Source organism: Dysgonomonas sp. 216, from assembly GCF_010501065.1.
GTDB lineage: Bacteria > Bacteroidota > Bacteroidia > Bacteroidales > Dysgonomonadaceae > QVMM01.
This window is the reverse complement of record NZ_QVMM01000033.1, coordinates 1-9,205: the sequence shown is the minus strand read 5'-3', so window position 1 is coordinate 9,205 and position 9,205 is coordinate 1. Positions and strand designations below refer to the sequence as shown.

General features: G+C 31.5%; 8 protein-coding genes. 3 read left to right on the top strand and 5 right to left on the bottom strand.

Translation table 11 applies throughout. The annotated features are described in order from the left end of the window. Positions 1-465 precede the first annotated feature (465 nt). The 3 genes from D0T53_RS13215 (at position 466) to D0T53_RS13205 (ending at position 2,270) form a co-directional block, all read left to right on the top strand. Positions 466-999: a hypothetical protein gene (locus D0T53_RS13215; RefSeq protein WP_163268682.1), complete on the top strand. Its 534-nt coding sequence runs from the start codon at positions 466-468 to the stop codon at positions 997-999. Between the two features lie 59 nt (positions 1,000-1,058). Next, positions 1,059-1,706, top strand: a complete 648-nt coding sequence (locus D0T53_RS13210) for a hypothetical protein (RefSeq protein ID WP_163268680.1) — start codon at positions 1,059-1,061, stop codon at positions 1,704-1,706. Positions 1,707-1,898: 192 nt separating this feature from the next. After that, entirely contained in the window at positions 1,899-2,270 is a 372-nt protein-coding gene (locus D0T53_RS13205; protein ID WP_163268678.1) for a hypothetical protein, read from the top strand. 28 nt (positions 2,271-2,298) lie between these two features. Here the strand turns inward: D0T53_RS13205 and D0T53_RS13200 are convergent, their stop codons facing one another. From D0T53_RS13200 to D0T53_RS13180, 5 genes are all read right to left on the bottom strand, one after another. Further along, positions 2,299-4,359 carry a hypothetical protein gene (locus D0T53_RS13200; RefSeq protein WP_163268676.1) on the bottom strand — a complete coding sequence of 687 codons (2,061 nt, stop codon included), beginning with the start codon at positions 4,357-4,359 and terminating at the stop codon, positions 2,299-2,301. Beyond that, complete coding sequence (locus tag D0T53_RS13195) at positions 4,359-7,409, bottom strand: hypothetical protein (protein WP_163268674.1); 3,051 nt, start codon at positions 7,407-7,409, stop codon at positions 4,359-4,361. Before D0T53_RS13195 ends, D0T53_RS13200 begins: the two co-directional genes overlap by 1 nt. A gap of 126 nt (positions 7,410-7,535) precedes the next feature. Continuing rightward, positions 7,536-8,141, bottom strand: coding sequence for a hypothetical protein (locus D0T53_RS13190; protein WP_163268672.1), 606 nt, complete (start codon positions 8,139-8,141; stop codon positions 7,536-7,538). A gap of 176 nt (positions 8,142-8,317) precedes the next feature. Further along, complete coding sequence (locus tag D0T53_RS13185; protein ID WP_163268670.1) at positions 8,318-8,635, bottom strand: hypothetical protein; 318 nt, start codon at positions 8,633-8,635, stop codon at positions 8,318-8,320. A gap of 275 nt (positions 8,636-8,910) precedes the next feature. Further along, positions 8,911-9,129: a hypothetical protein gene (locus D0T53_RS13180; protein ID WP_163268668.1), complete on the bottom strand. Its 219-nt coding sequence runs from the start codon at positions 9,127-9,129 to the stop codon at positions 8,911-8,913. Between the last annotated feature and the right edge of the window lie 76 nt (positions 9,130-9,205).

The following is a 9,205-nucleotide window of genomic DNA, read 5'->3' as shown; positions in this document are numbered from 1 at the left end:
CACACATTTTACCTAACTGGTGGTATACTTTTCAATTATTTTAGTGGACTACTTTTCAATTATATTATACAGACATAGAAGCTAATATCAGATGCTTCTGCAATTTCTAATGGTATATTACAACAACAATCTTCAAGATTATTATTAAATTGCAAAAATGAATATTCAGGACATGTAATCATAAGTGTATAATAAACATGACAAATATAATCAAAATGAGCTTATTAAATTCATATAGAATTTAAAATAATCACATTGAGCTCTATTTAACCTAATTTAATTAATACTTATGTTAATTTTTCAATGCTCAGTTTTTAATAATAGTTACTTTTGCTAGACTATAACGGCTCGAAATTTATAAAATAAACGATTACAAGAAACAAACATTACCAATCTATTGTTATAATTATAGTCTATTGATTAATAAATTACCACTTTGGGGGAAGATGGTGTATATTATTTCGTATGAATAAAAATAGAAACACATCAAAAAACAAATTAAAGGATACTAAAAAAGCATTTTTTTTAGAAGGAGGTTCTTCTGGCCAAGTTGTTTATAGGGTTCCTTATATACCTACTGAAAAAGTAGCTAAGGTATATGAACCTGCATTGCCTTATAATATGGACTATCTTAAACACTCTAGCAAATCTGAGGATCTTCTTCTTATATTGGATTTATTAAAAGATGTTGCTAATAATGATGATTATAGCAAATTATCTGCTTATTTGGATAGATATCTTAATTCTAAAAAAGAACCCAGTGTTTGGATTTTAGAAAATGTTTTATCTAATAAAATAGCAAAAAGAAGATTCTCATCATGTGAAACATGTTCTTATAGTAAAAAAATAGGAGAGGCAAATAGCACTCATATTTCTATAGAAGAAATTGAATCTCACATGCATAGTATTACAAAAGAAAAAGCTTTATCATTTTTAGAATCTATCGGTTTGATTGATAACAAAGGTACTATCTTGATTATTGATGAAAATACTAAATAGATAGGATCAACTTCAACACAACTAAAACTACTATTAACTTTTATTACCCCCCCCCAATAATGTATTCAAAATCACGTAACATTGTTATAGGATTTCACGGATGTGACAAAGAGACCAGAGATAAAATAGTATTAGGAACTGAACCCATGAAAATCAAAAAAAACATTTATGATTGGCTAGGATGGGGTTTGTATTTCTGGGAAAACAACTATGAAAGAGCCTTAGATTGGGCTATCGAGAAACAAGAAAGAGATCCAGATTCAATAAAGGAGCCAGCTGTTCTTGGTGCATTTATAGATCTTGGTAATTGCCTTGATTTAATTGATACCAAATATTTAAAAATGCTTCCAGCTGCATATAATTATCTTGTTGAAAATATTAAGATAAGTGGAGTTAGCGAATTACCTCAAAATAAGAATATACCGGGTAACTTCGATTTACTTAAAAGAAATTTGGATTGTCAAGTTATTCAGACAGTGCATGCCTTGAACGAATTGCCTGTTGAAAATAAAGATAATGGCACAACAGAGAAAATAAAATATTCTCCTTTTGATACGGTAAGAGGAGTATTTTGGGAAGGAGATGAACTATATCCAGGAGCCGGATTTAAAGAAAAGAATCATATTCAAATAAGTATAATTAATTTTAATTGTATAAAAGGTTTTTTTATCCCAAGATCATTAGAAAAAACTTTCGTAAACCCATAGTTAGAAACTGTAATAACCAACTACAAAATAACTTAATAATTGGATAATAACTCTAAATTAGCTATTCTTATTTTCCACTTGTATTTATTCGTTTAAATAATAAACGATATTACATTATGTTGTTTATGCAACGTTTTGATATTAAATAATTTGATATATATTTGCACTTAATTAAACTTAAAACAATTTCAGATGAAACTAAAATTAGCTCTAATTGCAATCATTGTATCTATTGGATTTATTTCTTGTGATGATGATGATGATCCTAAATACAATTGGCAATCTAAATATATTGTCAATTACAAAAATGTTGATGATCAAAATATATTTAAATCAATAACATTGATTGATGATGATATATCAGAAACGGATGCTAATATTCAATCTATACTGAGAAATCCTCTAAGTACACTTATACCGGACTCATCAAGGGTTGTTGATGATGAAATGAATTTAGCTGGAAACTATAAGAGCAGAATAATTACTTATATGACACCTATAGCGAATCTTAAAACTGATTCATTTTTATATGAGATAAATATTAGTTTCTTAAAGATTGATTAGATAATATGAATAGAGCAATTAAATTGCTCTATTTTTTTGGTATTAATTGAAATTTTGCCATGCATTTTAAGATATCAAACTCAACTTCTTTTATCCATCCTAATTCTCCATTAAATTCAATCAATCCATATGGATTAGATTTAATGTTTGTAAAATCATGTCTAGTTATTGGATAATTGAATGAAATAATTTCAGGTTTAAATATAGAATATGGATAATTAAGGTCTTTAAATTGAGATAAAGTTATATTCTGAGATTCACTTAATACAGATGATTCTATTGTGCACTCATTTGAAGTTTCTAGTTTTGCCTTAACATATCCTTCTCCTCCTGCAAATATTAATTCATCATCTAACTTTACACCCTGCATTATCCAGCTATACCATCTCATTGCATTTCTTGCAGGCGATATTGAAGCATTGTATATACTATTAGAATCAATTACGGTTTTATCAGGGTCACTTACACCTGTATCAACAACAATAGATGTATCATTTCTCTTAAGACAAATAATAAATATGTCATTGTCATACCTCCAGTCTTTTGTATCATTGTCTATTTGTTTTCGTCTGGTTGCTTCTATAGCATAACCATCAGCAACAAAGCTACATTCTTTTTCAAGTTTAGTATCACTCATTTTTAAACTTGTTCGGTATTGTCTTTTTCCATGAAATCCATCAATTCCATTATATTCTTCAGCCTCCCATTTCTTATATCCATTATTAAACAATTGATAGGATCTAGACAAATCGATTTTTCTTTCTATATTACTAACATTATTGCATGACATAATTACATCTTGTTTGTAGAAATATCTATAAGGCTCAACAATTAGTTTATTACCTTGCAATCCGTAGCCTATGCAATCAATTGATGATAAAGAATCAAGAAAATCTTTCAATGAAATATATGTAGAAGGAAGACTTCCATCTGTTAGTTCTCCGTTTCTTAAATTAAGCCCGGATACAACTCCACGTAATGAACCGCAACCATCAGTATCAATTGGATTAACTTCACTATCTATTCTGGCGTAATAGTCAGACTGAACAGTAACATCTCCGTTGGTAATAGATTCTACAACCCTGCTCAAAGATTCATGTACCAGACTTAAATTTGCAGGTGTATCTTTATATTTTGATTGACCTGAAACTTCGAAAAAAGCCACCTCTGTATTATGTATAGGGCTTACATTAGCATCCCAATTCCCTGTTGCACCGGAATCAATCAAAGCATATAAATAAAATTTGTCATCGGCTACTAAATTAAAATTCAAGTCAAAAGAAACAGATGCTCCAAAATAAGGAACATCCTCCGATATTTCTACAGGATCACCTTCATTTATTTTATAAAATACTTTTATTGAATTTATTGGTGCACCTATTCCTCCGGCTGATACGAAAAAAGAAGCCTTAATTCGAAAGTTGGAATAAGCTATATCATTGTTTGGTACTGTTAAGATAGGACGAATATCAGATAGATTCCCCGTATGAAGGGAATTGTCAAGTTCAATAAACTCTTCTTTTACAGGATTCCAGAAGGTAATTGACATATATCTTAAACCAGCTCCACTTAGATTTGCGGGCTTTGACTTTTCGGAATCCAATCGGCTCGAAGTAACAACGGCTTTACCTTCAATATATATTTCTTTCTTCATGCTTTCATATTCAGGAAGAGCAGCTCCATCAAATCCTGTAAGCGATTCAAGTTCAACTTTTGTTTCAAGTCTGTTTCTTATTACAGTTTGAATGTCTATTTGTGCAATTCCAAGATGAATAGTATAAGAATTGCCTTTTGTTTCAGTATATTGAGCGAAATCAAGTCTTCCTTTGTAGAATTCCTCCCAAACATTATTAAATAATTCTTCTACTAAAAGAATAACTTCAGTTTCTATTCCTTCGTTTAAATATGCTGTTTTACAGATTTCATAGCCAGCTCCACAAAAGCCAAGAGTAACTTCTGAATATTCCCATATTGTGCCATGAGATTCACCTCTTGATAGTTTTGGCTTAAATCCATCAAATCCAATTGGTTCTTTTATTTCTGTTTCAGCATCTTTATATATAAGAAAATATCTTCTGAAATTTTCCATTACATTACACCTTTAAATTTATTATTCAGATATTTAGTTTTAGTATTCCCATCTGTTATGGTTGTGCCAGATCGATCAACAGAAACATATACAGGCCTTTCAACAGGCTTTTTTTGATATTTAGCAACAGATTTTCCAATTTTATCATAATCTATTTCAGAATCATAAGAACTCCTTGCATCTGTGATTAGCTGTTGAGATATTGCAGGAACAACAGGATAAGAAGGATTCATTGCCGGCATGTTCCATTTATTCATAACAGAATAGTCTCCATTTAAAGCTTTAGCTGAATCATATGATGGCATTATTGAGGCTCCTTTAGGAATATACATCAATTCAGCTCCATATTCTCCAACAAGAGCAAATTCTCCTTTTCCTCCTTTACGGCCTTTCCAATATTTTGGAAGAGGTTGTGATCTAATATTGTTTAATTGAGCTAATGTTTGAACTCCTACAAGAGCAGCAATAACAGCAGATGCTGGAAATGGATAATCTTTAAATGCTCTTGCTACTGCTTGTCCATTAGTTAGTATAAGATTGAATATAGCTTCATTCTTTTCTGCTTTGGCTTGTTTTTGTTTCAATTCTAACTGCCTTCTATTATACTCTTCTTCAGATATTAGTTTCAAATTAGAATTCTCTTTTGCTTTTTCTGCATCTGTTGTATAATAATGATCAAGATCTGACAATTGCTGTTGTATTTTATTTTTCTGAGAATCGTAATAAGTGGAAGATAATACAGAAATTGTATTGAATAGTTCCTCCTGTATAGCAGCTCTTGCTTCAGCTTCTTGTTCAGCTATTTCAATGCGTTTTTCAGCAAGCTCTTGTTCCAGATCAATAGTATCTTCTCCATTTTTTCTTCTGGCATCAATTTGTTTATTGAGAGATTCAATAGTGATCCGGTTCATTTCACTCTCATATTCCCTTCTTGAAATTTTTCCTTTTTCATATTGTTGAGTATAAATAAGAGTTTCCTGATCAGCATTTCTTTTTATTGTTGATGTATCTTGATCATTGAGGATTTCTTTCTTTTCTTTAGCTAATTCAGCATTGATTTCTTTTATCCTTGCTGCTTTTAGCTCTTCATTTTTGATAGTATTCTCAACATCCTGCCTTTGCAATCGAGCATTTTCTTCAGCAAGAAGAATTCTAAGAGAATATTCTTCTTCTGTTCCGGATTTGGCTTGAGCTAATCTTGTTTTAATAGTTGATAACTGAGTGTTTGTTTCCGTTTCAGCAACATGATTCAAATAATCATCAGTAAGCTTTTCAACTTCTTTATTATATTTGGCTTCAATAGCAAGTTTTTGATTTGCTGTTAAATTCCTATCAGAAAGCTCTATTTTCTTTTGTTGAGCTAATCTATTTATATTGAGGTTGTATTCCTGAATAGATCCTTCTTTTGCTGCTGATAATCCTGCATTAATCAATTCAAGTTCATCCTGAAGTTGTTTTTTATTATAATCATCTCTGAGTTGCTGAATTTGAAGTTCCGTTTCTTTAGTGATCCGGAGGCGTTCTCCCTTGGTAATATTAGCATTCTGAAGATCTGCTTGTTTTTTCGCTTCAAGAGCAGAAATTTGAGCATTTAATTCTTCCTGACTTCCTTTCTTTGATATTAGAACTCTATATTCAGCTTCAGCAATAGCACTTCTTCTTCCAGCTTCAGCAGCTTTTTTATTAGCTTCTTCTCTATTCTTTTGCTCCTCTTGTATGGCCTCTTCTTGTTGTTTTAGAGCAGATCTTCCTTGATTTAGTCTAAGAGTAGAAATATCAAGACCTTGTTGTAATTTTTCTCTTGCAGATTCTATTGCTTTTTCATTTATACTTATTTTTTGGACTTGTCCATCAAACATGAATGTAGTTTTCTTTAATCCCTTTTTTTGAGCTTCATAAAGAGCATTATTCATATTTGCAAGTCCTCTTGTATATTTGTCAACAGCAGCTTTATTTTTTTCTATGTTAGATATTTCATCTTTATAATAGATAGCCATTGTATTAGCATTCTTGATGCGCTCCTGATCTATTTGCCTTTGTTTTAATGCTAATTGAGCTTCACTTGCACCTCTTGCTTTCATCAGATCATATTCACGTTGCAATGATGCAATATTCTCTTCTCCACGTTTCTTTAATTCATCTGCATACTTATCTTTTAAATCAATAGATTCTTTCACTAATTCATTTAATTTCTTCTGTTTTTCAGCAGCAGTTTCGGTATTTCTTGAGAATATATATAAAGCTCCAACAACTGTAATAATAGCAACAGCGAGAAGAACATATGGATTAGCATATGCAACGAGATTAAATGCTTTTTGAGCAATAGTAGCAGTTATTGTTCCCTTTGTTGATAAAGCTTCAGCAGCAACTTTTGCTCTTGTTTGCAAGATGGAAACTCTTTGAATAATATTTCCTTCTCCCATTACTGCATTCTGGACTTGCTGAAGCCCTGTATTGATAGTTGTTAAAGCATTAAGCTTCAACATCAATTGCTGTATCTCTTTATTTTCTTGACCTAATAAAGCATAAGCTCCTGTTAATACTGATACTCCTCCGGTTGCAAGCTGAGTTCCTTGAAGAATAGAATCAAAAACATATGTAGCTGAAGTTTGCTGTTTAAGTTCAGCAGTTACTTCTTTTTGAGCAATATTGAGTTCAGTGAGTTTTTGTCTTATTTTCTCATATTCCTCAGATCCAGCTTCTCCATTGAGACGCATTACTCTCAATTGTTCTTCAAGTTCAAATCTGATTGCACGAAATGATTTTTCAATATTGGAAGAAGCAATGTTCTTTTCAAGTTCTTTTTGAGCATTAGAAAGATCCTCAATACTTTTTTTAGTATCAACAATAGCTTTTTCATATTCAAGAACAGCTTTAGCTCTCTCTTTCTCATTTTTAGCAGCTTTAGCATCAGCAGCTTGAACTCGCTGAAGATTTTGAACTTCTCTTGTAAGTTCCTGTTCTTGAGTTTTTAATTCTTGTAACTTTCTATTCGCTTCATCTAATCCTCCAGTATCAGCAGAAAAATTAATTAATACATTACTTGCCATTTTCTTTTTTAGGAGATTGAGTTTTCAGAGCTTTATTAAGTTGGAAGAAGAATTCATAAATAGTAAGTGTTGAAAGATCAACTTTCTTTTCTATGAGAATTAGCTTCCAATCTTCAAAGGAATCAATCAATTTTTGGATTTGGAAAGCCGTAAACGTTCCAAATGAATTTTGTCTATCTTGTCGATCATTTCGGAATAAGTCTCCAAATCGAACTCTACATTCTGCAAAAATGGAATTAATTCCAGTAACGGCTTTTGTAAAAAAAAATCTGTCATTCCTTTATGTTCCTTCCAAAATTCTATTTTTTTATCACAATATTCCGGTTCATATAAGGAAGGATTTTCTTTCTTGTCAAAGAAAACAACGGATGCAAGTTTATAGAGAAGAGATGTATTGAAAGATATATTCAGCCTCTCTTTCATCTGTTCGTTAAGCTGATTGATCTTATATATATCAACCTTGTTAGAATGGAGAAGATCATCCATGACTTCAACATGCTTTTCAAGATATTCTCTATTGCAATTCATCCTTGTTTCTTCATAGATGGCCAAAGCCATAAGGCCACGTTCAAAAGGGAGATTGAATATATCATCAAACTGATAATAATCCACTCCTGCAACAGTGAAAGTATGTGTTATAATGTGATTGGTATATGGAAAAACCTTTTTAGGATCTTTCCGGTTATGCTTCCGTGTTCTGATCTTCTGTTGTATCTTTCTGAATAAGTTCATATTTTTCAAGTGATTGTTTAAATAATTCTGGTTTATCCGATATTAAAACTTGATTTCCCTTTTTGATAGAGAATTTATTGTTTCTAATGATTACTATATAACCAAAATGATCCAAGTGTTTATAGAACCTTGGAGATCCACTACAAGAGCATCCTGTTCTGAAATGTTCCCATCCGTTAGCTATTAGCAATTCTTTCATTAGCTGTAAATATTATTGCTTCTCTGTAATCGAAAAGGAGTTGAGTTCCTTTGATCCTCTTCTTGTACTTTGTGTTCATTCCTCTGAAATATTTCTTATCTCCAACAAGGAATTTCATTCCATTCTGAACTACGAAAAACTTGTGGCCTTTCTCAAAGCTCAAATCTTTTGCCTCCTGGATAGCTTTCTCTTTCCTGTGATTGAATACAGACTGTTTGATCCACTTGTAAGGATAGATGATCCAGAAAAAGAAAACCAAGCAAATAAAACTTGTATAAGCTATTTTCCTATTCATCTGGAAGGATATTTGATATGATAGAAGTTAGAACAGTATTGAGGCCACAAACAAGCAGGATCATCAATAAAAGATTAAAGCTGAATCCGGATATTATCCAAGCCATAACAGTCCAAAAAGAACTCATGCATATAGGACATCTAAAGAGAGGTTTGCATAATGCAACTCCAATTTTGAAAGATGTGATTTTAACAAACCATTTCTCAATCTTGATTGATAGAGAGTAAAATATCATATCTTTCCATGTAGTAGCAAATATTCCAATACAACAAATACTAATTACCAGAGCTATCAGAAGCATCTGAACCAGATATTGAATCATCTTTAACCTCCTTTTCTTTAAATTTGTTACATCCGAAACTTGAAGCTGTTTGAAGATATAGGCCACTGATGAAAACATCAGTTCCAACTTTCACTTCAGAACAGAGATTCCTTTCAGGATCCAATCCTTTCCAGAATTCGCAGTTACTGCATTGCTTTGCTTTCTTTGCCATATGAATGTATAATATAATTGAAAAGTAGTCCACTTAGTAATTGAAAAGTATACCACTAAGTGTCTCGGACGAGATG

Coding starts and splice junctions, on each gene's coding strand:
- D0T53_RS13210 (WP_163268680.1), top strand. CDS start 1,059: ATGTATTCAAAATCACGTAACATTGTTATAGGATTTCACGGATGTGAC.
- D0T53_RS13180 (WP_163268668.1), bottom strand. CDS start 9,129: ATGGCAAAGAAAGCAAAGCAATGCAGTAACTGCGAATTCTGGAAAGGA.
- D0T53_RS13185 (WP_163268670.1), bottom strand. CDS start 8,635: ATGAATAGGAAAATAGCTTATACAAGTTTTATTTGCTTGGTTTTCTTT.
- D0T53_RS13205 (WP_163268678.1), top strand. CDS start 1,899: ATGAAACTAAAATTAGCTCTAATTGCAATCATTGTATCTATTGGATTT.
- D0T53_RS13195 (WP_163268674.1), bottom strand. CDS start 7,409: ATGGCAAGTAATGTATTAATTAATTTTTCTGCTGATACTGGAGGATTA.
- D0T53_RS13190 (WP_163268672.1), bottom strand. CDS start 8,141: ATGAACTTATTCAGAAAGATACAACAGAAGATCAGAACACGGAAGCAT.
- D0T53_RS13215 (WP_163268682.1), top strand. CDS start 466: ATGAATAAAAATAGAAACACATCAAAAAACAAATTAAAGGATACTAAA.
- D0T53_RS13200 (WP_163268676.1), bottom strand. CDS start 4,359: ATGGAAAATTTCAGAAGATATTTTCTTATATATAAAGATGCTGAAACA.